This is a genomic window from Nonomuraea cypriaca (assembly GCF_015645445.1).
Taxonomy (GTDB): Bacteria; Actinomycetota; Actinomycetes; order Streptosporangiales; family Streptosporangiaceae; genus Nonomuraea; species Nonomuraea cypriaca.
In genome coordinates this window covers 43,872-65,397 of record NZ_JADOGI010000021.1, presented here as the reverse complement: position 1 = coordinate 65,397, position 21,526 = coordinate 43,872, and the positions used below count along the sequence as shown (strand labels likewise).

Genomic DNA, 21,526 nt, shown 5'->3' with positions numbered 1-21,526 from the left:
GGCCTGGTCGTAGGCATGCCCTAGGCGTTCGCACGCCCGGAAGTAGGTACGCCGGTGCCAGAGATAAGGCATCCACCCGATGTGGCGGACAGGGCCTTAGACCCAGTCTTGAAGGTGTCAAGGAAGAAGCACGAAACCGCAGGAGACACCGTGAATCCCGAGATCGAATACGAGCTCATGAAGAACCACGCGAGCGAGCTGCGCAAGGCCGCCGCCGAGCACCGCCGCGTACGCGAGGCGATGAAGGGAAACAAGTCCGAGCGCCGCTCGCTGTTCGGCAAGCGCCGTTCCGCATGATCGCCGCACGAGAGCCCGGCCGCAACCACCCTCGCGGCCGGGCTTCCGTACCACCTTGATCTGGGATACCACCAGAAATCACGTCGAAAGCAATCAGTGAGGCATGACATGCTGAACGATGTGCGTGGACGTTCTGTCAGTCCCATTTTCGTGGGCCGGCAAGAGGAGCTGGTGGCCCTCTCGGAGAGCTTCGAAGAGGCGCGCAAAGGCAACGTGACAGCCGTCCTGCTCGGGGGCGAGGCGGGGGTCGGCAAGAGCAGGCTGGTGCAGCGCTTCGCCGAGCAGCACGCCGCCGACGGCGCACACGTCCTGTTCGGCGGCTGCGTGGAGCTGTCCACGGAGGGCCTGGCCTACGCGCCGTTCACCGCCGCGCTGCGGCAGCTCGTCAGGGAGCAGGGCCCCGCCGCGGTCGCCGGGCTGCTGCCGGACGGCGCCGAGCGCGACCTCGCGCGGCTGCTGCCCGAGTTCGGCGAGCCCAACGGCGACGGCGAGACCGACACCGGCCGCGCCCGGCTCTTCGAGCAGTTCCTCACCCTCCTCGAACGCCTCTCCGAGCTCCGCCCCACCATCCTCCTCATCGAGGACATCCACTGGGCCGACCGGTCGAGCCGTGACCTCATCGCCTTCCTCAGCCGCAACCTGCACGCCCCGCAGGTCCTGATCGTCATGACCTACCGCTCCGACGACCTGCACCGCCAGCACCCGCTCAGGCCGGTGCTGGCCGAGCTGGGCCGGGTCAACGGCGTGCACCGGCTCGACCTGCCCCGCCTGTCGCGGGACGAGGTCGCCCAGCAGATGGCCGGGATCCTCGGCAAGGTTCCCGAATACGCCAGGGTCCAGAAGGTCTACGAGAGCAGCGAGGGCATCCCGCTGTTCGTCGAGGCGCTGCTGGAGGGCGGCGCGGAGTGCACGTTCCCCGACTCCATCCAGGACCTCATCCTCGCCTCGGTCGAGCGCCTCCCGGAGGAGACGCAGCGCGTGCTGCGCATCGCCGCCGCCGGCGGCATCCGGGTCGGCCACGCGCTGCTGGCCGCCGTGAGCGGCCTGTCCGACGTCGAGCTGGAGAGCGCGCTGCGCCCCGCCATCGCGGGCAACGTGCTGCAGATCGCCGACAACCGCGCCTACGTCTTCAGGCACGCGCTGATCCGCGAGGCCGTACACGACGAGTTGCTGCCCGGCGAGCACCAGCGGCTGCACGCCCGCTTCGCCGAGGAGATCTCCAAGGACCGCGGGCTCGTCCCGCCCGGCCGCGCCGCCGTCGAGCTGGCACACCACTGGTACGGCGCCCGCAACGACCAGTGGGCGCTGATCTCCGCCTGGGAGGCGGCCGGCAAGTCGTACAAGGCGTTCGCCTACACCGAGGCCGTCCCGCTGCTCGAACGCGTCCTCATGCTCTGGGACCGGGTCCCCGACGCCGGCGAGCTCATCGGCGCCGACCAGACCGCCGTACTCGAACGGGCCGCGGTGGCCGCGAACGCGGGCGGGGACGTGGACAAGAGCCTGAAGTTCGTCAAGGCCGCCCTGGCGGAGCTGGACGAGACGCGGGAGCCTGGGCGGGTGGCCCAGCTCATCGCGCGCCGGGCGGCGTTCAAGAACGCCAAGGGCCAGCTCGGCGTGATCGACGACCTCAGGCACGCGCTGCGGCTCGTCCCCGCCGACGGCGTCGACCGGGCGGAGGTCGTCGCGCCGCTGAGCCGCCACCTCATGCTGCGCGGTGAGATCGCCGAGGCGAGCGAGCTCGTCGCCGAGGGCCTGCGCCTGGTCAGGGAGCACGGCGACCGCCACCTCGAAGCCGACCTGCTGATGAACCTGGCCCTCGGTCACTCGATCAGCGGCGAGCTGGAGTCCGCGATCACCGTCAACGAGCAGGCGCTGGAGATCGGGCTGCAGGAGAGGTCCGGCCGCGTGATCACGAGGGCGATCAGCAACAACATCGACGCGCTGATCGACATGGGTCGCGAGGACGAGGCCCTGAGCTTGTCGGAGGACGGCTGGCGGCTGTCCAAGAAGTACGGCCGGCTCCGCGGCAGCGGCCTGTTCATCAAGAACAACTGGGCCGAGGCGCTGGAGTCGATCGGCCGCTGGGACGAGGCCATCGAGATCGTCGAGGGCGCGCTCGGCCACGGGCCCGTCCTGCGCACCCGCTACGCCCTGCTGCGCCTGCGCGCCGACATCGCGCTGGCCAGAGGCGAGGTGGAGGTGGCCGAGGGCATCCTGTCGGAGATCGGGCTGTTCAAGGGCCGCCCGGAGGAGGAGTTCGTCCAGGACGTCACCTGCAACGCGCGGCTGCTGATCTGCTGGCACCTGCTCAGGGGCGAGCCGGGCGCCGCGGTGGAGGTGGCCGAGCACGTGCTCGCGCGGCCCAGGCAGTCGAGCAAGGCGATGCTGGGCTGGCGGCTGCTGGCCCTGCTCCGCGTGGTCTGCGACGCCGCCGAGGCCACCGAGCCTGAGCGGGTCGCGGCGATCCGGGAGCAGGCCGCCGGGGTGGCCGGTGAGCTGTCGGTCATCGGGCCGGTCGCGGAGGCGTACCGGCTGGCGTACTCGGGGGACTTCGACGCCGCGGCGGCCGCCTGGGAGCGGCTCAAGCGTCCGCACGGCCAGGCCAACGCCCTGCTGCGGGCCGCCACGGCCGCCGCGCGCGGCGGCGACCGTGAGGGGGCGGCGGCCCGGCTGAAGGTGGCTATGCCGCTGGCTCAGGCGTTGCGGGCCACCCCGCTGATCGACGCGATCGAGACCTTGTCGCGGCGGGTGGGTGGCGTGCAGCAGGAGCCGTCGGAGTTGCTGACGCCGCGCGAGCTGGAGGTGCTGCGGCTGGTCACGCTCGGGAAGACGAACAGGGACATCGCGGCCGAGCTGTTCATCTCGGCCAAGACGGTGAGCGTGCACGTCTCGAACATCCTGGCCAAGCTCGGCGCCACCACCCGCGGCGAAGCCGCGGCGGCCGCCCACCGGCTCTCACTCCTTTAGAGGAGCGCTTCCACCAGCAGTACGACACCGAAGACGGCGAACGCCGCCGCGGCGCCGTACCGGATGACCTTCTCCGGCAGGTGCCGGCCCAGCAGCCGCCCGACCAGGATGGCCAGCGCGTCCGCCGCGACCATGCCGACCGTCGAGCCGATCCACGTGCCGACCCAGCCGTGCTGCGTCGCCAGCGTGATCGTGGCCAGCATCGTCTTGTCGCCCAGTTCGCTCAGGAAGAACGCCACGGTCACCGCGACCAGGGCGCTCTTGACGGCGCGCTGGGCCTTGCGCGACTCCTCCTCGCTGAGCTCGTCACCGCGCAACGCCCACGCGGCGAACCCGAGGAAGGCCAGGCCGGCCACCACCGAGATGGCCGTCGTCGGCAGCGCGTCCCCGAGGAGGCCGCCCACCGCCACACTGAGCAGATGGACGACGGTCGTCGCGATCGTGATGCCCGCGAGCACGGGCCACATCTTGAAACGGGTCGCGAACGTCATCGCCATGAGCTGGCTCTTGTCGCCGAGTTCGGCCACGAAAATAGCGACGAGACTGATCCAGAACGCTTCCAACGGTCCTCTTCCGCTCGCGCGCGGCCGAGCCGGAAGCGGGGGACCCGGGGAGATTCGGGCACGGCTTCGGCCCGGCAGCGTCTTGTCGACATGCCAGGCCGAAGGTCTCGTCCGCCCGTGAAGGCCCACGTGACCGGGCGCGAGAACGCGCCAGTGTGTCGATCACGCGATTGGGACTACTCCCCTTCGGTATTCAATTCACCATAACAGGCCGGATCGGGCGCCTATTCCCCGAGGGAGCAGCCGACCATCACGGGCTCGTTGACCAGAGTGACCCCGAACTTCTCCCGCACCCCGTCCCTGACCTCGACGGCCAGCGCGAGCAGGTCCGCGGTGGTCGCGGCCTCGGTGGGGTTGGTCAGCGCCAGGGTGTGCTTGGTGGAGATGCGTACGGGCCCGCGTTCGTACCCCTTCGGGAAGCCCGCCTGCTCGATCAGCCAGGCCGCGGGCACCTTGACCGATCCGTCCGGCATGTCCCACCGCGGATGCCCTGGAGCCCTGACCCCCAGATCCTCCGCCTGCTCCTTCGACAACACCGGATTGGTGAAGAACGACCCGGCGCTACGCGTGTCGGGATCGGCCGGGTCGAGGACCATGCCCTTGCCGCGCCGCAGCCCCAGAACGGCCTCACGAGCCTCCTCCAGTGCCGCCCGCCCGCCGGGCTCGACCCGCAGCCGCGCGGCCAACTCGTCGTACGTCACCGGCCCGGACATCGGCGAGACGTCGAGCGCGTACGTCACGGCCAGCACCACGTGCCGCGCCAGATCGCGCTTGAAGACGCTGTCCCGGTAGGAGAACCCGCACTGCCGTGCCTCCAGGTCCACCACCTGCCTGGTGAGACGGTCGTACGCGCGCACGCACCTGATGGTCTGGGCGACCTCCTGCCCGTAGGCGCCGACGTTCTGGATGGGCGTCGAGCCGACCAGTCCGGGAATGCCGGACATGCACTCGATGCCCGACCAGCCTTCGGCCACCGCGCGGGCGACCAGGGGATCCCAGTCCTCGCCCGCCTCGACCGTGACCACCACCTGCTCGCCGTCGCGCGAGACGGACACGCCACGGGTCGCCACCTTGATGACCAGCCCGTCGAACCCCTCGTCCGACACCACGACGTTACTGCCACCGCCGAGCACCAGCGTGGGCACCGCGTTCCTGTCGGCCTCGGCTGTCAGCGACACCAGTTGCTCCGCCGTGGTCGCCTCGGCGAAGTCGCGGGCAGGCCCGCCCAGGCGCAGCGTGGTGTACGGCGCGAGCATCTCCATGAGCACCTAGCTTATGAGGCGAACCCAGCACGAAGCACCCCACCGCCCATCACACGGACATCCGCCGCACCCCGCTCGTCAGGCGGAGAGCATGCGCAGCACTCCGTCGAAGTTGCGCCGGGACTCCCGGTCCCGGTAGTCGCCGGGAACGTCATGCGGGCCCAGCCGCCGCAACGGCAATCGCCCTGCGGGCACGACCAGCTCACCGCGCAGGCCGAGCGAGAGCGCCAGATCGGCGTTGCCGCCGTAGTTGGCGTGCTCCGGCAGCGCGCCGAGCGCCGCCGACCTGCGTACCGCCATGAACTCGCCGGTCAGCGCGCGCACCCTGCCAGGACCCGCCTCACGCCAGTACGTGCCGTCGTCCGGCAGGGTCACGCCATGCCACCCGGCGGCCACCGCCCCTTCCGCGACCGCCGCGAGCAGCGGGATCAGCGCGTCGCCCGACAACACGACGTACGTCTCCATCAGCACGTGCACGTCGGAGTCGTCGAGCCGCAACAGCTTCGTACGGCACTCGCCCCAGGTCGCCGTGCCACCGCGCCAGTGCGGTTTCTCTGCCACGCGCCAGAGCGTGATCCGGTCCGGATGGGTGTCCGCCAGCTCCTGGATGACGTTTCCCGTGCCGTCGACGTTCCCGAGGTCGATGGCGAGCATCTTCGCGCCGGTGTGGTCGAGGACCGACTGAACACACATGCGCACGTCCTCGGGCCAGCCGTCGATCAGCAGGCCCACGGAGGCGGTGATGTCCTTGGTCTCCAGCCGTTGCCGTTCGATGTTGAGGCCCAGTTCGTCGACGCGGCTGGTCGCCAGGGCCCCGTCCCAGACGCGCTGGGCGTGCAGGATCTCGTCGCCCGAGTCGCCGTGCTGCCCCGGGTCTCCGGAGAAGCCCAGCTCGGCGGCGGGATTGAGCCGGGCGTGCGCACCGCCAGGGCGTTTCCCTGCCGTCTTGGCTCCCGCCGTGCCCACACCGGTCGCCGCACCGTGCCGGCCGCCGCCCGTCGTGTCCCTGCCGGTGCCGGTGCCGCCCGCGACCTGCTCGATGCGTGCTGGTCGCAGGTGTCCGGGAGGCTTGGCATCCGTCACGGACGAAACGGGAATCGATCGCACCGTGGGCCAGAACCGTGGCACAACATCACTCATACCGAACCGCGCTACCCGCGACGCGCCCGCCGTACCATCCCACGCTGGGACGATCAGGTCAGTCGCACGATCGCGCGTGCCTTGGAGAGGACCTGAGCGTCGCCCGACCTGGCGGTCAGGCCGATGACCACCCGATTGTCCTCGAGCTTCTCCTCCACGACCCCGCTGACCGTGACCGTGGCGCCCTGATCGTCATCGGGAACGATCACCATCGACGAGAACCGTACCCCCAAGTCCACCACCGCACCGGGATCCCCCGCCCAGTCCGTGACGAACCGCCCGGCCTGCGCCATCGTGAACATCCCGTGCGCGATCACATCGGGCAACCCGACCATCTTGGCGAACCGCTCGTTCCAGTGAATCTGGTTGAAGTCGCCGGAAGCACCCGCGTACATCACCAGGTTGACCCTGCGCACGTCGTAGTCCACGGCGGGGATCTCCTGCCCGACCTCGACGTCGTCGTACTTCACCGTGGCGGCCATCAGACGGCGCCTCCGCGCTCGACGATCGTGTTGTAGGTGACGCACACCGGCTCGCCGTCCACCGTCGTCACGTCGCTGCGCACGGTCAGCAGCTCGTTGCGTCCCGCCGTCCTGATGTCGGTGATCGTCGCCGTGGTGACCAGCTCGTCGCCGGCGTGGATCGGGCGCGTGTACTCGAAGCGCTGCTCGCCGTGGACCACCATGGCGAGGTTGAGGCCGAGGTCGGGGTCGACCAGCGCCTCTCCCCCGCTCTGCAGGCTGAACACGATGGGGAAGGTGGGCGGCGCGATCACATCGGGGTAGCCGGCGGCCTGGGCGGCCTGCCTGTCGCGATAGAGCGGGTTGTGGTCACCGATCGCCGCCGCGAACTCCCTGATCTTCACCCTGCTGACCTCGTAAGGAGTGCCGGGTGGATAGGTCCGGCCGACGAAGTCACGGTTCAAGGCCATCAGTGCCCCCTCGCAAGTCCGGCCGCTGCCCGAACGGTAGCCGACTCTCTGGTGCCGGGCTTTTGAAATCATCATCTTTTACGGCGGGGCCGAGTGGACCGCCACCCGCCGACCCTGGCTGATGGCCTCCAGGAAGACGCCCGCTGACCGCCACACCGTCCCACCGCCACGCGCGCCCCTTACCCGCCTGGGTGGTGACAACCGTGACCGGAGGTGGCGTTGCTGTGGATAAACGCGACAAACCGGCACCCAACAAGGGGCGCCGGTTGTGCGGTACGCAGGGGGAAGTTCGCCTGGAGACGCTAGCGGGTCTCGCGGTGCGCGCGGTGGCAGCGGCAGTTGGGGCAGTACTTCTTCAGCTCAAGCCGATCCGGGTCGTTGCGCCGGTTCTTCCGCGTGATGTAGTTGCGGTGCTTGCACTCCTGGCAGGCCAACGTGATCTTCGGCCTAACGTCTGTGGCAGCCACTTGGGAGTGCCTTTCTACGTTTGGGACATGGACACGCCCGTCCCAGGTCAGACGACCTGGGAATGGGCAGTAGCGGAGGCCGGACTTGAACCGGCGACACAACGATTATGAGCCGTTTGCTCTGCCTGACTGAGCTACTCCGCCTTTGAGCCGGTAACGACCCCGGCCCCGTAGAGGATACCCGACCCGGGGAGCACCTTCGTAACTCACCTGAACGGGTGGGGTGCTACCAGTATGCCTCAGGAACCCCGACAACCGAAATCCAATAACAACGCCCCACCTGCCGACGGGTCTCGCCACCGCCGGAGCCCGACCGAAGGCCGCACCGCCGACGCGGGACCTGTCACACCGAACACACCCTAGCAGCAGGCGACGGCGGCCCTGGCGGGCGGGACGTTCAGACAGGCAGCGGCCCCCCGGACTACCCAAGCCGGGGGGCCTGATGTGGTGCCGCCATGTACGGCGCCAGCGGCGTTTAAGAGGACAGGTCAGTCCTGACGATGTGTGCTCTGCCATTGAGCCACCGGGGCACGTAGAGCCCCGGGCCGGATTCGAACCGGCATCTCAACAATCACAGCCCGTCCTCGGTTGATCTGGCGCTCGACGGTCAATGCTGAGCCTAGAGCGAGAATCTGAACTTGATCGGCCGCCTCTACCACTTGGGCTACCCGGGCCCGTGTGCCCGGGGAAGGGTTCGAACCTCCACTTGAGCCGTTCGTCAGCTTCAGCCTGAGCTTCAGCTTTGCGCTCTCGCGCACCCCGCGCTCAACGGGGAGTCTCTGGGTCAGGCCAGTAGGTAGCGGAACAGCCTAGCGCCGACCTCCTGGTCGTCCACGACGTGGCCGTTCGCCTCCTCACGGGCGTACTTGACGGCGTCCTGCAGCTTCTGCACCCGCGCGAGCAGCTCGTTCACGCGCCGCGCCGGCAGCGCGCCGGAGAACGCGACCTTGGTCCAGTAGCCGACGACGATGTCCTCGTTGTAGACCTGCACCTGCGCCGGGTGCTTGTCCGTCGCCTCGGCGAGCACGTGGTTGCGCGGCACCTTCTTGGTGCGGGTGGTCTTGACCGCGTCCGCGCGCCACGCCTCGGCGTTGTCGTCGAGCGTCCACGTCTCCGCCGGGTCGAGCGTCGGCAGCTTCGCGATGAACGTGTGCAGGTCGGCGAGCTGCTTCTCCAGGAACAGCAGGAACGTGACCGGCACCTCCTCGAGCAGGACCTCCCCGTCGACGACCACGTTGGCCTTGGCGGCGCAGTTGGCCCAGTCCTTGGTGGCGGTCACGTCGAACAGCCGCGTGAGAGCCTTCGCCACGTCGGCCAGGACCTGCTCACCTTTCACCTGGACACGGGTGGACTCAGGAGGCAGCTGCTCGCCCTCGTCGTCGATCGGCTGGTAGGTGCGGGACAGGCCCGACAGCAGCGGCGCCTTCTGAATGGTGTGGTAGGCGTCCGTGACCGCGCGCTGGCTACTGGCCTTGACGCCCTTCTCCACGGCGAGGATCTGGTTCAGCTTCGCCACGGCAGTGGTCCGTTCCGTGAGGGATTGAGGTGATAGGCAGAAAGCGTACAGAGCTCGAAAAAGGTCGCAACTTGTTTAGCGGCCCGGCGGACCCGCTGAGCAGCGACATCGGGCCGGCGAGCGCATCGCCCCGCAACGACGAACGCCCGACTCCGCAAACCGCGGGTCGGGCGTTTCCTGAGTAATGCGAGCCCCCAAACGGAATCGAACCGTTGACCTTCTCCTTACCATGGAGACGCTCTGCCGACTGAGCTATAGGGGCCTGTCCGGCGCTGCGGACAGGTGTAACCATACACGGCAGTCAGCGATGATGCGAACTCGTTCCGGCCGCCGCGGCGGGCTCCACCGGGCGTTGCACGGGGAACGGGATCACCTCGCACAGGTCGGCCAAATCGACGTGCCTGGCCACCTCCGCCACGGTGGTGCAGTCGGCGACCATCCGCCCGTGCCTGCGCACCCGCAGCACCTGTCGCCCGGCACATACGACGCCCACGACCTCGTATCCGTCGAGACCGACCCATCGTCTTTCCATAGCGGCACAGATTAGCCGTCAGGTCTCTCAATTTTCGGCACGCCACACCCGTTACAGCCATACCGACTCGGTACTGATGGGACGCCAGGGGGCAATGGGGGTCAGTACCGATAGAAGCCCGCGAAGTCCTTCGGCCGCGTGATGCGGTCGACGCGGACCTCGGCTCCGGTCTCGGGCGCGTTCATCATCTTCCCGCCGCCCAGGTAGATGCCTACATGGTGAGTTTTGACACCCTTTTTCGTGATCTTTCCGAAGAAGACCAGGTCACCGGGCATCGGCGACCTGACCCGGCGCATCTTCCGTACATGGTCGTCGGTGTTGCCAGGGCCGAGGACGTCCGTTCCGTGGGCGAGCGCGTAGATCCACCTGGTGAGGCCCGAGCAGTCGAGCCCGCGCGTGCGGGCGGCCGGGCAGGGTCTGATCCGGCCCGTGTAGCCGCTGCACGTGCCCTTGGACGGCCCCGGCTCCTCCGCGTGGCCGCCTCCCCACGAGTACGTGATCCCGCGCCCCTGGGCCTCGTACGCGAGCCTGACGATCTTCGGCGGCACGTACGACGCCAGCGGCACGGAAGCCGTGGCGAGCAGCATGATCAGCGCCGCCGTCACGGCCAACCGCCGCTTCATCCCGTTCCCTCCGCAGTGGGCCCCGGGATTTATCCTGCCTTATCAGACCGCTTATCAGGCTTTGAGGGTGAGCTTCACCGAGCCGACCGTGAAGTTCATCCCCACCCCGCCCTTCGGCTTGGGCTTGGTGGTGAACGTGAACGTCACCTTCTTCCCGCGTGGCAGCTCCGCGATCGAGCACAGCACGGCCGTGCCGCTGTACTTGCAGCCGGGCGCCTTGACCACCCGCTGCCCGCCGTACGCCCGCCCCGAGACCTTGACGTTCTCGACGGGGTGCGGGCCCGTGTTCGAGACGGTCAGCGTGTACGTCTTCCTGCTCTTGGCCACCCCCGACACCGTCACCTCGGCCGGCGGATTGGCGAGCTCCTTGAGCTGCGACTCCGAGCCGTTGAACGAGTTCTGCCCACCGGCCAGCGTGCCCTTGTCCGAGGACTGCCAGAACGTGTGCCGCGTCCAGCTCTTCGGCAGCTCACCCGGCTCGCCGCCCCAGCGGGCCAGCCAGAGCGGGTTGGACTTGAACTTGACCGAGTCGCCGGTGCAGCTCTGCCACCAGCTCGTGGTGGTGTAGATGATCGCGTGCCGGCCGGTCCGCCGGCGGTACTCGGCGGTGAAGTCCTTGATCCACTTGACCATGTCCTCCACGGACAGGTCGTAGCAGTCGTTCTTGCCGTTCTGGTCCTTGTACGGGTTGTTCTCGATATCGAGCACACCTGGCACGGTCTGACCGTCGCTGACCCAGTCGCCGCCGTTCTGCACGAAATACTCGGCCTGTGCTATCCCATCGGATTCGTGCGGTTGCGCGAAGTGATATGCGCCGCGCACCAATCCGGCCGTCGCGGCGCCGCCGTACTGGGCGTCGAAACGTGGGTTGCGGTAGTCCGTACCCTCGGTGGCCTGCACGAATGCGAACTTCCCGCCGCCCGAGGCCACGCTTTGCCAGTCGATGTCGCCAGTCCAGTTACTGACGTCGACTCCGGCGACACCATCGGCCGCCTCGGCGACCCCGGTCATCCCAAGTGTCGCCATTACCGCGAATAACCACAGACGTTTCACGCCGGAGATCATTGCGGAGCTTCACACAATTCCGCAAGTCCTGAGATATCTACTGATATCGAGGTATCAACCGAAAATACCGGCCCCAGCCCCAACGGCGCCGCCCCCAGCCTCCTGCTCCACTCGCGCTCGCCGACCCCGCCGGGGCGTTCGAGCATGTCGGCGAGGGTCTCCTTGAGGTCGTCCTTGCTGAACACCGGCAGGCCGAGCGCCCGCCCCAACCCGCGCGCCACGGTCGTCTTGCCCGCGCCGGGCAACCCGTTCACCAGAACAACAAGCATGCCGCCCCTTCCCTCAGCCCCCGCGGTTTCCGGCTCGCGAGATTTTCTCGCGAGTCCATGGAAAACAGCACCTCAGAGGCCGGAAAAAGCACCTCGCCGCGCACCGCAGGAAACGGCGTTTCCGCAGGTAGGAGGCTTTTGTGTACGTAACGTTCGCGTTTGCCAAATCGGGTTTCCGCAGCTCAGACTGAATCCGATCCTCAACCCAAGCCCCTGACCAGGGGTTTCTTCGCCATGCCCGGAGGAGACCGATCATGATCCACACCCGGGGCTTGACCCGAGTGTTCAAAGTCAAAAAGGAGAAGGTGGAAGCCGTACGCGGCATCGACCTCGACGTCGAAACCGGCCAGCTCGTCGCCTTCCTGGGCCCCAACGGCGCGGGCAAGTCCACCACCCTGCGCATGCTCACGACGCTCCTGAAGCCCACGTCCGGCACCGCCATGGTGGCGGGCCGTGACGTGAACGCCGACCCGACGGGCGTACGCGCCCGCATCGGCTACGTCGGCCAGCGCAACAGCGCAGGAGAGGACTACCTCGTACGCGACGAGCTCATCACCCAGGGCCGCTGCTACGGCCTCGGCACCAGGCAGGCGACCGCCCGCGCCGAGGAGTTGCTCGACCTGCTCGACCTGCGGCCGCTGGCCAAGCGCACGCCCGCCACCCTGTCCGGCGGGCAGCGCCGCCGCCTGGACATCGCCCTCGGCCTCATCCACCGCCCCAGCCTGCTCTTCCTCGACGAGCCCTCGACCGGTCTCGACCCGAGGAGCCGGGCCGAGATCTGGGAGCACATCCTCCGCCTGCGGGAGACGTACGGCACGACGCTGTTCCTGACCACCCACTACCTGGAGGAAGCCGACAACATGGCGGAACGGGTGGTGATCATCGACGGCGGCGCGATCATCGCGGACGGCACGGCGGCACAGCTCAAGAACGATCTGGCCGGCGACCACATCACCGTCACCACCGGCACAGAAGCCGAGGCGGAGACCGCCGCCAGGATCGGCGAGGGGACCGCGGAGGGCACGACCGTACGCCTCCGCGTGGCCAACGCCGCCGCCACGCTGCCCGGCTACCTCAGATCTCTGGAGGACTCCGGCATCAAGGTCACCAGTGCCGAGACCGCCCGCCCCACGCTCGATGACGTGTTCCTCGCTCTTACCGGGAGAAGCATTACCGATGACAACATTCCTGCGTGACACCGTCACCGTCTTCTCCCGCGAGTTCAAGCCGGCTCTGCGCAACCCGGCCGCGCTCGTCTTCGAGATGGGGCAGCCGTTGCTGTTCCTGTTTCTGTTCGGGTCGCTGCTGGGCGGGGCGGTCGGGTCGTCGTGGCAGTGGTTCGTGCCGGGGATCCTCGTCATGATGTGCCTGACGGGTCCCATGAGCGCCGGCTACACGCTGCTGGTCGAGCTGATCGGCGGTTCGATGGAGCGCATGATGGTGACGCCGCTGAACCGTACCGCCATGCTGGTCGGCAAGAGCGCCAAGGCGGTGCTCACCCTGCTCGTGCAGGCGGTGCTGATCATCCTGCTGGCGCTTCCGCTGGGCTTCGAGCTGTTCCCGGCGGGTGTCCTGGCCGGCCTGGCCCAGCTGGTGGTCTTCGGCGTCGGCCTGGGCGCGCTCTCGTTCGTCCTGGCGATCAAGTCTGCGCCGGGCGGCACGATGTTCTACGTCGTCACCCAGTCGGTCATGTTCCCTCTGCTGCTCCTGTCGGGCGTGCTGCTCCCGCTGGAGACGGCGCCCGGGTGGATGCGCGCCGTCGGGCTGGTCAACCCGGTGACGTACGTCGTGGACGCGCAGCGATCCCTCTTCGCGGGCGACCTCACCAACCCCTCCATCCTGTACGGCACCGCCGCGGCCTGCCTGACAGCCGCGATCGGCCTCTATCTGGGCAACCGGGCCATGAGCCGGGGCATCGTCTGATCCTCCCCCGGCACCCGTCCGGGAGACAATGTCCCATGACCGAAGTGATCGCGACGAGCACCATGTCCTGGATCCCCGTGGCGCACCGGCTGGACGTGATCCTCTCCCGCACCCTCCCGCCCGCCGGCCAGACCACGTCGGCGTTCGCGTTCGTCTCGGACGGCACCGGCCGGACCCTCATGACGCACGTGGACCGGGAGGGCCGCGGGTGGGACATTCCCGGCGGCCACCTGGAGCCGGGCGAAGGCGCGGCCGAGGCGGCGGCCCGCGAGCTGCACGAGGAGACCGGCCTGCTGCTCCCCGCCGCCGCCCTGTCCGTCTTCGCCTGGCAGCGCATCGAGCTCCTGGACCCGCCGCCCGCCGGCTACCGGTACGCGCCGCTGACGTACATGGCCATGTTCCTGGCCGTGCTGGGCGAGCCGGGCCGTCCGACCCGGCCGCCCGCCGCGTCGGAGAGCACGCGCGCCGACTGGCTGCCGCGCCACGAGATCGAGCGCCGCTGCCCGGGACGGAGCTGGCTGGTCCTGCTGGACGCGATGGGTACGTCCCCATGAGCTGGCGCGCTCCGGAGATCACCCTGACCCGCCAGCAGCTCGCCGCGGTGGAGGGCGACGAGCGCACGCTCGCGGACGCCTGGCTCGACTCACACCGCGAGACCCTGCTCTGGAAGTGCGGCGGCCTCACCGCCGAGCAGCTCAAACTCCGCTGCGTGGAGCCGTCGAAACTGTCGCTCCTGGGCCTGGTCCGCCACATGGCCGAGGTCGAACGCGACTGGTTCCGCACCAGATTCGCCGGGCAGCGGGTCGGTTACCTCTACTGCACCGACGACGACCTGAACGCCGAGTTCGAGGTGGACGGCGCCGACGCCGAGTCGGACCTGGCTGCGTACGTCCGCGAGATCGAGTCGGTCCGCCGGACGGTGGCGGGCCGATCGCTGGAGGAGACGTTCATGGATCCGCGGCGCGAGATCAGGATGTCGCTGCGCTGGGTCTACTCCGTCATGATCCAGGAGTACGCCCGCCACAACGGCCACGCCGACCTGCTGCGCGAACGCATCGACGGCGCCACCGGCCACTGACCACGTGGCCCGCCTGACTCCATGGCTCGCCTGACTCCGTGGGTCGCCTGACTCCGTGGGTCGCCTGACTCCATGGCTCGCTGATCAGTCCGGGGCCGGCAGGCTCTCCAGGGCGAGCGCCCAGGGGTAGTCGTCGGCTCCGGCGCTCGGCGGGTGGGGCTCGTACTCGCCGGGGCCGAGGAGAACGCGTACGCCCTCGGCCCGGAGTTGGTCGACGCCGCGCTGGAAGGGGACGCGTGCGGCCAGGGCGGTGTTGACGAACGGCAGGACGACGACCGGGATGCCGAGCCCCGGTGCTTCGGAGAGCAGGCCGAGCGCGTACGTGTCGGCGATGCCGTGAGCGAACTTGTTGATGGTGTTGTAGGTCGCGGGGGCGCAGATGATGGCGTCGGCGCGGGGTGGCTTGGGCTCATGGGGTTTGCGGTACTGGCTGCGGACGGGCCGGCCGGTCTGCTTCTCCAGTGCGGGAACGTCGATGAAGTCCAGCGCGGACGGGGTGGCGACGATCTGCACGGTCCAGCCGGCGTCCTGGGCCAGGGTCACCAAATGACCGACGTCGGAGGCGAGCCCCGCGGCGCAGACGATGACGTAGAGGAGCTGGCCTGGCCGGGTCACGCGCGCTTCGTCCACACTCCAGGGTAACCGCGGCGCTGTCGCCGATCGATCAGCGGAAACAGCCGCGCCAATTCTTTAGGTGATGACCGGAACATGCGCGGCTCGTATTTTCGGTTACGTCATTAACGGCATTTCGCCGTGGGGTCACTGTAACGAATGTGACAGGCATAGTAAATTGCCGCCATGGTTGAATCCTGTGAAACGAGCTGGGCAGCCGGCCTGCGGCGTAAGGCCGTTTGGCCGGTCGTCGCCGGAGTGGTCATCGCCGGGTTACCGGCCGGGTCGTCATTCGCGTACGCGTCGGATTCGCGTACGCGATCCAATGCCGTCGTCGTCTGGGACGAAAACGCCCAGACGGCGATCTGGGACGTCGCCGCTCAGCAGCCGCAAGTGCAGGCACGCAGCTTCGCTATGGTGCACGGAGCCGTTTACGACGCGGTCAACGCGATCGCCGGCACCCCCTACCAGCCGTACCTCAGAGCACCGGCCGCCAACGGCACCGAGTCGACGGACGCGGCCGTCGCCACCGCGGGCTTCCGGGTGCTGAACGCGCTGTTCCCGGATCAGCAGGCGAGATTGAGAACCCAGTACGACGAGTCGCTGGCCGCGATCCCCGACGGCACCGCGAAGCGGCGCGGGATCACCGTGGGCACCCAGGCGGCCTCCGCGATGATCGCCGCGCGGCGGAACGACGGGGCGTTCGGCGGCCAGACCTGGGCCGTCGGCACCGAGCCCGGTCAGTGGCGGCCGACGCCTCCCGGGTTCACCTTCGACGGGGCCTGGGTCGGTCAGATGAGACCGTTCCTCATCCCCAGCGCGTCCATGTTCCGCACGTCCGGGCCGCCCTCGCTCACCAGCGACCGCTACGCCCGGGACTTCAACGAGGTCAAGACGATCGGCTCGGCGACCAGCACGGTCAGGACGGCCGACCAGACGCAGGCCGCGATCTGGTGGCATGACCGGCATCTGGTCGAATGGGAGATCAAGCGCCGGCTCGCGACGACGCAGCGGCTGAACACGCTCCAGACGGCGCGGATGTTCGCGATGGTGGATCTGGCCGAGGCCGATGCCACGATCGCCTGCTACAACGAGAAGGCGGCGTGGAGCTTCTGGCGGCCGATCAGCGCGATCCAACTGGCCGGCGGCGACGGCAACCCGAAGACGGAGGCCGATCCAGGCTGGACGCCGTTGCTCGTCACGCCGCCGCACCCCGACTTCACGTCCGGGCACACCTGTTTCACGGCGGCGAGCATGTCGGCGCTGAGGCACTTCTTCGGCAGGGACGACATCGCCTTCAGCGGGTTCAGCGCCGACTCGGGCACCACCCGGCACTTCCGCGGCTTCTCACATGCGCTCGCCGAGGTCATCGAGGCGCGCGTCTGGGGCGGCATCCACACCCGAACGGCCGACGTGCGCGGCGCCGAGATCGGCGGGAAGGTCACCGCGTACATGCTCGCGCACTACTTCAAGCCGAAGAGGTGATGCGGGCCGAGCTGCCGGAGCCGCGTGCGCGGGCCCGGGCGACGGCCCCGTCCCAGTCGGCGGCGTACAGCTTGCCGAGTGGGCCACCGCGACCCTCGCTTCGCTCCGAGCGACAAGGTCACCGGCCCGCGACCGGGTAGCGGCCGGCGGTCGGCGCGAGGATCTGCGCGGTCGGGTGGCCGCCCGCCGTGGAATGGCCGCCCGCCGTGGAATGGCCGCCCGCCGTGGGATGGCCGCCCGCCGTCGGGGCGAGGATTTGCGCGGTTGCCGGGAACAGCGGCTCCGGGAGCCGGTCGGCGGGAAACCAGCGCCAGTCGGCGAAGACCCGCGGTTCCGTCACTCTCGGTTCGGTGGTGCCGGCGGTCATGGTCACCGCCGCGGTCACCCGCACGCCGCCACCGGGATGATCAAGCAGCACCGCGGTGACGACCGGTTCCGTCGCATCGCTGATGCCGGTCTCCTCAGCCAGTTCCCGTACGGCCGCCGCCTCGAACGACTCCCCGGGCTCGACCGCCCCGCCCGGCAGGCACCAGGTAGGCTCCTCCCCCTGCTTGATCCGCCGCCCGAGCAGGATCCTGCCATCAGACCCGGTGAGAACGACGCCCACCCCGATGACCCGCTCCCCTGCCCGATGACCCATGATCACCAAACCGCCTTCCTCCGCGTCCACGACCTGCTCAGTGACGAATCCGCATGAGTCGTAAAGAGCACGGGCCCGGTCGTTGTCCTCCTTGACGTCGAGCCAGACTCGTGCAGCGCCCGCCGCATAAGTGCGGGTGAGAAGCTCATCCAGGACCCGACGCCCCAGACCGGCGCCCTGCCGCTCGGGCGCGACGACGACGCGCCGGATCTCCACGCTGTCGCCGTCACGCACGATGACGGCGAACGCGCTCCGGTCAGCGGTGACCAGGTGCTCGGTCGCCGAGTCCGCCAGCGCCGGCTCATGCCAGTCGCGACCGGTCCGGCCCAGCCACCCGGCCACCGCCGGGTCGGACTCCATCGCCACAATCCAGTCGAGGTCATAGGGGCCAGCGAGGCGCAGAAGCGACATAGCGCCAACAATAACGACGGATATGCCTTGCCCTGAAAAGGTGGATCGCCACGCCAGGCCACCCGATCCGACACCAAACACCGACCATGGACGCTCTGCCCGCACGGACATCCGCCTCGGCCGAACAGATGCCTAATTCGTCCGCACGGACGCCTGCCTAGTCCGCACGGACATCAGCCTCGCCCGCACGGACGCTCGCTTCGTCGGCACGGAGGTCTGCCTCACCTGCATGGACATCCGCTGGAGTCGGGGACGGGGCGGTGGCCGGCCCTGGACGGTCCAGGCCGGCGGCGAGTTCGCCGAGCGCCTCGTCGACCTCCTCCCGCAGGAGGGTCATGGATGGGAGGTCACGGGTGCCGGTGGCGCGATCCAGCCACCGGTCCAGGACGACGCGCAACGCCGTCAGCGCCGTCGCCGCGCACAGCGCCGGATAGATGGGATCGGGCGCGGCTCGATCCCGCCACTCCGGAGACTGCTGCAGGCCGGCTCCGTCGGCGGTGCTGACGCCGTCGACGTCGGGCGGAGACGGGTGGACGCGTTCGGCGATGGCTTCGGCGAGCGCCTTCTCCTGGGCGGCGAACACGGCCAGCCGCTGGGGCACCAGCGAGGGCGCCTGAGTGATCAGCCGTAGCGCGTCGATCTGATCGCGCCTGGTGGCGTCGCCGTAATCCATGACGATGAGCACCGCTTCACGCAGCGCCCGCAACACCGACTCGGTGTGCGGCCGGGCGCGGAACTCGATGATGAGCGCCTCGGCCCCGGCCGCCAGGGTGGCGACCACCGCCTCCTCCTTGCTGGAGAAGTAGTTGAAGAAGGTCCGCACCGCGATGTCGGCCTCGGTGGCGATCTGGTCGATGGTGACGTTCTCCACACCGTGGCGTGCCGCCAGACGCAGCGCCGCCTCACGCACGGCGGCGCGGGTGGCCAGCTTCTTGCGCTCGCGCCGCCCGGTCACCGCCGGGGTGGCGGTGACCCCCGGGTCAGTCCGGACCATGGTGGACCCTCCTCGCGTGACTTCCCGGCTCTCAGCCGTTCCCCGACGATCTCTCGCCCGTTCCCGAAACCTGAGCCGTTTCCGACAGGCCCTAAGCCGTTCAAGATGGACCCTGAACCGATCAAGACCAGCTCTCAGCCGATCGAGACGGGCTCTCGGCCGCTCCCGGCAGGGCCCTCAGCCGCAGCCTGCGAGGCTGGTCATGCCCACGTTACGGGCAGGGAGTGCACGCCGAAGATGAGCATCTCGTTGCGCAGCGGCACCTGGTCGGCGGGTACGGCGAGGCGGAGGTTCGGCAGCCGCGTGAACAGCTCGCCCAGGCCGACCTGCATCTCCACCCGGGCCAGCTGCTGGCCCAGACACTGGTGGACGCCGTGCCCGAAGGCCAGGTGCGAGGTGCGGGACCGGCGCACGTCCAGCCGGTCGGGGTCGCTCCAGTGGCGGGGATCGCGGTTGACCTCGGGCGTAGCGATGATCATGGTGGAACCTGCGGGGATCTCCACGCCGGCGACCGTGATGTCCTCGGTGGCCACCCGGCTGACGCCCATCTGAATGATGGACAGGTAGCGCAGCAGCTCCTCGACCGTATTGTCCAGGAGAGCGGGGTCGGCGCGCAGCGCGGCGAGCTGGTCGGGGTTTTCCAGCAGCGCGAACGTGCCCAGGCCCAGCATGTTGGCGGTGGTCTCGTGACCGGCGCCGAGCAGCACGAGCGCCACGTCGACCAGTTGCGCGTCGGTCAGCGGCGGATCGGCGTCGTGGACGAGCCCGGACAGCAGGTCGTCGGCCGACTTGGCCCGCTTGGCCGCCACCAGCTCCTGGATGAAGCCGTACAGCTCCAGGCCGGCGCGGGCCCGTTCGTCGTCACTGGTGTTGGAGTTCAGCGCGATGGCGGTGCGTTCCTGGAACTCAGCCCGGTCGGCGTAGTCGACGCCGAGCAGCTCACAGATCGCCAGCGAGGGAATGGGCAGCGCGTACGCGGGCACGAGATCGGCCTCGGCGCCAGCGGCCCGCATCGCCTCGATGTGCTCCACGGCGATCTCGCGGATGCGTGACTCCAGCGCGCGCATCCGCCGGACGGTGAACCAGCCGGTCAGCGGCCGCCGCAGACGCGTGTGCTCCGGCGGATCCATGAAGACGAACATCCCGTCGGTGCGGCTCTCCACCTCCGGCGCGGCCGTCGTGGCCATCTGCTCGACCTCGTGCGCCTGCAGTTGGGTTGCGTCACGATGACGCACTCTGTCGGAGCTGAAGCGGACGTCACTCAGGACTGTGCGGGCCTCATCGAGGCCGGTGACCAGCCAGCCGGAAGCGCCGTTGAGCAGCTTCAGCGGCTGCACCGATCCCTTGCCGCGCCGCTCCCGTACGCCCGGCGGCGGATCGAACGGGCATCCGTCCCGCTCCACCATGTCCGCCGACAGCAGACGACGCATCGCGGTGGGTGATTCCATGGTCGGGCTGGTTTCGGACCGCTGGCCGGAAGCCGTCATCACCACATCCTCTTCTCGGGCAGGTACGCCCGTCGCTGGCTGGGTCTGCAAGCCAGGCTACACAAGATGCACGATGCGCATACATGCATAATGTGCATGTTTATCTGGGAGGACGCGCTCCGCGACGAACCCGGCCGCGGTGGGTGAGCGCGGCGGAGGTGTGGGAATGCGAGCCAGACATGATCGAGCTGTCGTAGATCTGGGATCTACGACAGCTCGATCTCGCAGGTGGTGCGTGCCGGGCGCTCCCGGCGATGGGCGTCGAAGGCTGCGCGAGTCAAGTATGCCGACAACTGAAACAGATCTCGGCGATCAATCGCGCCAGATCATCCACTGTTCCCCAGAAGGCGCGAGCGATTTTCACCCTGCGCCGACCGTGGTATCAGCGATGGGCGCCCTCATGATCCATTGACACTGTCCCACAGGTCATTTGACGGCATGTCAGCTGCCGGCTCCTCGACCTCATGGTCGGGCTTGATGTCGGGCTTGATGTCGGGCTTGATGTCGGGCTTGAAGTCGGGCTTGAAGTCGTGGTGGAAGTCGGGCTTGAAGTCGTGGTGGAAGTCGTGGTTGAAGTGGTCGTGGTGCCGGTGGAAGCGGTTCCTACGGTGCTCCCTGTTGAAGTTGCCGTTGCGGTTGTGGATGTCTACCTGGATGTCCTCCCAGTGGCGCCGGTGCGAGTGCCGCCGAGGAGGCGGGACCCGCTTCTCCTTCTTGACGTGGTGCACCACCACAGGCTTCGGCGCCGGGCGCGTGATCACACGCGGCGCGGGCGCCGGCGGGCCGCCGGCCTGAACGGCGGGGTAACCCGCGCTCGCTCCGGCTGCCGCCTGGCCGAGTGGAAGGAACATGACACCGGCGATCGCGCCGGTGAGAGCTAGTGTCGCGAACCGCCCATGGCGTGGCGTTCGCGACCGCCGACTTTCAGTGTTCACTGCTTTGCTTCCGTTCATGGATAGATCGGCTCGAAATCCGGCACTCCCCATTTCGGTGAGCACTCAGACGGAAGCAGACATACCCATACAGATATTCTCAGTTACCTCCTCGAACCCAAACAACCCGTAAAACCCAAAGGTGTCATTCAACCACGATTTTGATGTTTGCCCCATCGTCGCCTAGTCCGGGCACGGCGCGCTCACCGCCGCGCACGCCCCGCCCAGCAGGGCTTCCGGAACGCCTCCGACGGCCTACGGGCCGCTCAGGACCGCCGCCTCCGCGACCGTCGGCCGCTGCTCTCGGTCCCGCTGTCGTCCCTGGTGTGGCC

The 21,526-nt window shown here is 68.7% G+C and carries 23 protein-coding genes and 2 tRNA genes; 7 read left to right on the top strand and 18 right to left on the bottom strand.

Annotation, left to right across the window (positions count from 1 at the left end; all coding sequences use genetic code 11):
• Positions 1-150: 150 nt before the first annotated feature.
• Complete coding sequence (locus ITP53_RS09880) at positions 151-297, top strand: hypothetical protein (RefSeq protein ID WP_195895021.1); 147 nt, start codon at positions 151-153, stop codon at positions 295-297.
• Between the two features lie 150 nt (positions 298-447).
• Positions 448-3,264: an ATP-binding protein gene (locus tag ITP53_RS60180; RefSeq protein WP_328814338.1), complete on the top strand. Its 2,817-nt coding sequence runs from the start codon at positions 448-450 to the stop codon at positions 3,262-3,264.
• Here ITP53_RS60180 and ITP53_RS09870 read toward each other — a convergent pair.
• The 13 genes from ITP53_RS09870 to ITP53_RS09810 all read right to left on the bottom strand — a co-directional run bounded on the left by ITP53_RS09870 (position 3,261) and on the right by ITP53_RS09810 (position 11,632).
• Positions 3,261-3,827: a TMEM165/GDT1 family protein gene (locus tag ITP53_RS09870; RefSeq protein ID WP_195895019.1), complete on the bottom strand. Its 567-nt coding sequence runs from the start codon at positions 3,825-3,827 to the stop codon at positions 3,261-3,263. The genes ITP53_RS60180 and ITP53_RS09870 overlap by 4 nt on opposite strands.
• A 224-nt stretch (positions 3,828-4,051) precedes the next feature.
• A complete protein-coding gene (locus tag ITP53_RS09865) occupies positions 4,052-5,089 on the bottom strand; it encodes a UDP-N-acetylmuramate dehydrogenase (protein ID WP_195895018.1) in 1,038 nt (345 codons plus the stop codon).
• A 78-nt stretch (positions 5,090-5,167) separates the two neighbouring features.
• Positions 5,168-6,172, bottom strand: a complete 1,005-nt coding sequence (locus tag ITP53_RS09860; RefSeq protein ID WP_195895017.1) for a hypothetical protein — start codon at positions 6,170-6,172, stop codon at positions 5,168-5,170.
• A 110-nt stretch (positions 6,173-6,282) separates the two neighbouring features.
• Positions 6,283-6,711 (bottom strand): MaoC family dehydratase, encoded by a 429-nt coding sequence (locus tag ITP53_RS09855; RefSeq protein WP_195895016.1) that lies wholly within the window; start codon positions 6,709-6,711, stop codon positions 6,283-6,285.
• Complete coding sequence (locus ITP53_RS09850; protein ID WP_195895015.1) at positions 6,711-7,160, bottom strand: MaoC family dehydratase N-terminal domain-containing protein; 450 nt, start codon at positions 7,158-7,160, stop codon at positions 6,711-6,713. Before ITP53_RS09850 ends, ITP53_RS09855 begins: the two co-directional genes overlap by 1 nt.
• Positions 7,161-7,462: 302 nt before the next feature.
• Positions 7,463-7,627: a 50S ribosomal protein L33 gene (rpmG, locus tag ITP53_RS57170; protein WP_019632658.1), complete on the bottom strand. Its 165-nt coding sequence runs from the start codon at positions 7,625-7,627 to the stop codon at positions 7,463-7,465.
• Between the two features lie 70 nt (positions 7,628-7,697).
• A tRNA-Met gene (locus ITP53_RS09840) sits at positions 7,698-7,771 on the bottom strand.
• Positions 7,772-8,411: 640 nt separating this feature from the next.
• Positions 8,412-9,143, bottom strand: a complete 732-nt coding sequence (locus tag ITP53_RS09835) for a DUF7873 family protein (protein ID WP_195895014.1) — start codon at positions 9,141-9,143, stop codon at positions 8,412-8,414.
• A gap of 189 nt (positions 9,144-9,332) precedes the next feature.
• Positions 9,333-9,405, bottom strand: a tRNA-Thr gene (locus ITP53_RS09830).
• A gap of 39 nt (positions 9,406-9,444) precedes the next feature.
• On the bottom strand, positions 9,445-9,675 hold the full coding sequence (locus ITP53_RS09825; RefSeq protein WP_195895013.1) for a transposase: 231 nt from the start codon (positions 9,673-9,675) through the stop codon (positions 9,445-9,447).
• Between the two features lie 101 nt (positions 9,676-9,776).
• A complete protein-coding gene (locus ITP53_RS09820) occupies positions 9,777-10,298 on the bottom strand; it encodes a C40 family peptidase (protein WP_195895012.1) in 522 nt (173 codons plus the stop codon).
• Positions 10,299-10,352: 54 nt separating this feature from the next.
• On the bottom strand, positions 10,353-11,324 hold the full coding sequence (locus ITP53_RS09815; protein WP_195895011.1) for a GH25 family lysozyme: 972 nt from the start codon (positions 11,322-11,324) through the stop codon (positions 10,353-10,355).
• A 35-nt stretch (positions 11,325-11,359) separates the two neighbouring features.
• Entirely contained in the window at positions 11,360-11,632 is a 273-nt protein-coding gene (locus ITP53_RS09810) for an AAA family ATPase (RefSeq protein WP_195895010.1), read from the bottom strand.
• 254 nt (positions 11,633-11,886) lie between these two features.
• Between ITP53_RS09810 and ITP53_RS09805 the strand changes: the two genes are divergently transcribed.
• The 4 genes from ITP53_RS09805 to ITP53_RS09790 are packed head-to-tail and all read left to right on the top strand — an operon-like array spanning position 11,887 to position 14,633.
• Positions 11,887-12,828 carry an ATP-binding cassette domain-containing protein gene (locus ITP53_RS09805; RefSeq protein ID WP_195895009.1) on the top strand — a complete coding sequence of 314 codons (942 nt, stop codon included), beginning with the start codon at positions 11,887-11,889 and terminating at the stop codon, positions 12,826-12,828.
• A complete protein-coding gene (locus tag ITP53_RS09800) occupies positions 12,809-13,555 on the top strand; it encodes an ABC transporter permease (RefSeq protein WP_195895008.1) in 747 nt (248 codons plus the stop codon). The genes ITP53_RS09805 and ITP53_RS09800 overlap by 20 nt, the downstream gene beginning before the upstream one ends.
• Before the next feature lie 35 nt (positions 13,556-13,590).
• Positions 13,591-14,109, top strand: coding sequence for an NUDIX domain-containing protein (locus ITP53_RS09795; RefSeq protein ID WP_328814337.1), 519 nt, complete (start codon positions 13,591-13,593; stop codon positions 14,107-14,109).
• Positions 14,106-14,633 carry a DinB family protein gene (locus tag ITP53_RS09790; protein ID WP_195895007.1) on the top strand — a complete coding sequence of 176 codons (528 nt, stop codon included), beginning with the start codon at positions 14,106-14,108 and terminating at the stop codon, positions 14,631-14,633. The genes ITP53_RS09795 and ITP53_RS09790 overlap by 4 nt, the downstream gene beginning before the upstream one ends.
• 84 nt (positions 14,634-14,717) lie before the next feature.
• On the opposite strand, the gene ITP53_RS09785 is transcribed toward ITP53_RS09790, so the two are convergent.
• The gene (locus tag ITP53_RS09785) at positions 14,718-15,263 is read right to left on the bottom strand and encodes a flavoprotein (RefSeq protein ID WP_328814336.1); all 546 of its coding nucleotides are present in this window, start codon (positions 15,261-15,263) and stop codon (positions 14,718-14,720) included.
• A gap of 168 nt (positions 15,264-15,431) precedes the next feature.
• Between ITP53_RS09785 and ITP53_RS09780 the strand changes: the two genes are divergently transcribed.
• Positions 15,432-16,730, top strand: a complete 1,299-nt coding sequence (locus ITP53_RS09780) for a vanadium-dependent haloperoxidase (RefSeq protein WP_195895006.1) — start codon at positions 15,432-15,434, stop codon at positions 16,728-16,730.
• 118 nt (positions 16,731-16,848) lie between these two features.
• Here ITP53_RS09780 and ITP53_RS60175 read toward each other — a convergent pair whose 3' ends face one another.
• The 4 genes from ITP53_RS60175 to ITP53_RS09760 all read right to left on the bottom strand — a co-directional run bounded on the left by ITP53_RS60175 (position 16,849) and on the right by ITP53_RS09760 (position 21,113).
• Positions 16,849-17,781 (bottom strand): GNAT family N-acetyltransferase, encoded by a 933-nt coding sequence (locus ITP53_RS60175; RefSeq protein WP_195895005.1) that lies wholly within the window; start codon positions 17,779-17,781, stop codon positions 16,849-16,851.
• Between the two features lie 157 nt (positions 17,782-17,938).
• Entirely contained in the window at positions 17,939-18,775 is an 837-nt protein-coding gene (locus ITP53_RS09770) for a TetR/AcrR family transcriptional regulator (protein ID WP_195895004.1), read from the bottom strand.
• Positions 18,776-18,975: 200 nt separating this feature from the next.
• Positions 18,976-20,262, bottom strand: a complete 1,287-nt coding sequence (locus ITP53_RS09765) for a cytochrome P450 (RefSeq protein WP_236050645.1) — start codon at positions 20,260-20,262, stop codon at positions 18,976-18,978.
• A gap of 398 nt (positions 20,263-20,660) precedes the next feature.
• Positions 20,661-21,113, bottom strand: a complete 453-nt coding sequence (locus ITP53_RS09760; RefSeq protein WP_195895003.1) for a hypothetical protein — start codon at positions 21,111-21,113, stop codon at positions 20,661-20,663.
• Between the last annotated feature and the right edge of the window lie 413 nt (positions 21,114-21,526).

Coding starts and splice junctions, on each gene's coding strand:
- ITP53_RS09865 (WP_195895018.1), bottom strand. CDS start 5,089: ATGGAGATGCTCGCGCCGTACACCACGCTGCGCCTGGGCGGGCCTGCC.
- ITP53_RS09855 (WP_195895016.1), bottom strand. CDS start 6,711: ATGGCCGCCACGGTGAAGTACGACGACGTCGAGGTCGGGCAGGAGATC.
- ITP53_RS09850 (WP_195895015.1), bottom strand. CDS start 7,160: ATGGCCTTGAACCGTGACTTCGTCGGCCGGACCTATCCACCCGGCACT.
- ITP53_RS09825 (WP_195895013.1), bottom strand. CDS start 9,675: ATGGAAAGACGATGGGTCGGTCTCGACGGATACGAGGTCGTGGGCGTC.
- ITP53_RS09820 (WP_195895012.1), bottom strand. CDS start 10,298: ATGAAGCGGCGGTTGGCCGTGACGGCGGCGCTGATCATGCTGCTCGCC.
- ITP53_RS09815 (WP_195895011.1), bottom strand. CDS start 11,324: ATGGCGACACTTGGGATGACCGGGGTCGCCGAGGCGGCCGATGGTGTC.
- ITP53_RS09810 (WP_195895010.1), bottom strand. CDS start 11,632: ATGCTTGTTGTTCTGGTGAACGGGTTGCCCGGCGCGGGCAAGACGACC.
- ITP53_RS09805 (WP_195895009.1), top strand. CDS start 11,887: ATGATCCACACCCGGGGCTTGACCCGAGTGTTCAAAGTCAAAAAGGAG.
- ITP53_RS09800 (WP_195895008.1), top strand. CDS start 12,809: ATGACAACATTCCTGCGTGACACCGTCACCGTCTTCTCCCGCGAGTTC.
- ITP53_RS09795 (WP_328814337.1), top strand. CDS start 13,591: ATGACCGAAGTGATCGCGACGAGCACCATGTCCTGGATCCCCGTGGCG.
- ITP53_RS09790 (WP_195895007.1), top strand. CDS start 14,106: ATGAGCTGGCGCGCTCCGGAGATCACCCTGACCCGCCAGCAGCTCGCC.
- ITP53_RS09780 (WP_195895006.1), top strand. CDS start 15,432: ATGGTTGAATCCTGTGAAACGAGCTGGGCAGCCGGCCTGCGGCGTAAG.
- ITP53_RS60175 (WP_195895005.1), bottom strand. CDS start 17,781: ATGTCGCTTCTGCGCCTCGCTGGCCCCTATGACCTCGACTGGATTGTG.
- ITP53_RS09770 (WP_195895004.1), bottom strand. CDS start 18,775: ATGGTCCGGACTGACCCGGGGGTCACCGCCACCCCGGCGGTGACCGGG.
- ITP53_RS09765 (WP_236050645.1), bottom strand. CDS start 20,262: ATGACGGCTTCCGGCCAGCGGTCCGAAACCAGCCCGACCATGGAATCA.
- ITP53_RS09760 (WP_195895003.1), bottom strand. CDS start 21,113: ATGTTCCTTCCACTCGGCCAGGCGGCAGCCGGAGCGAGCGCGGGTTAC.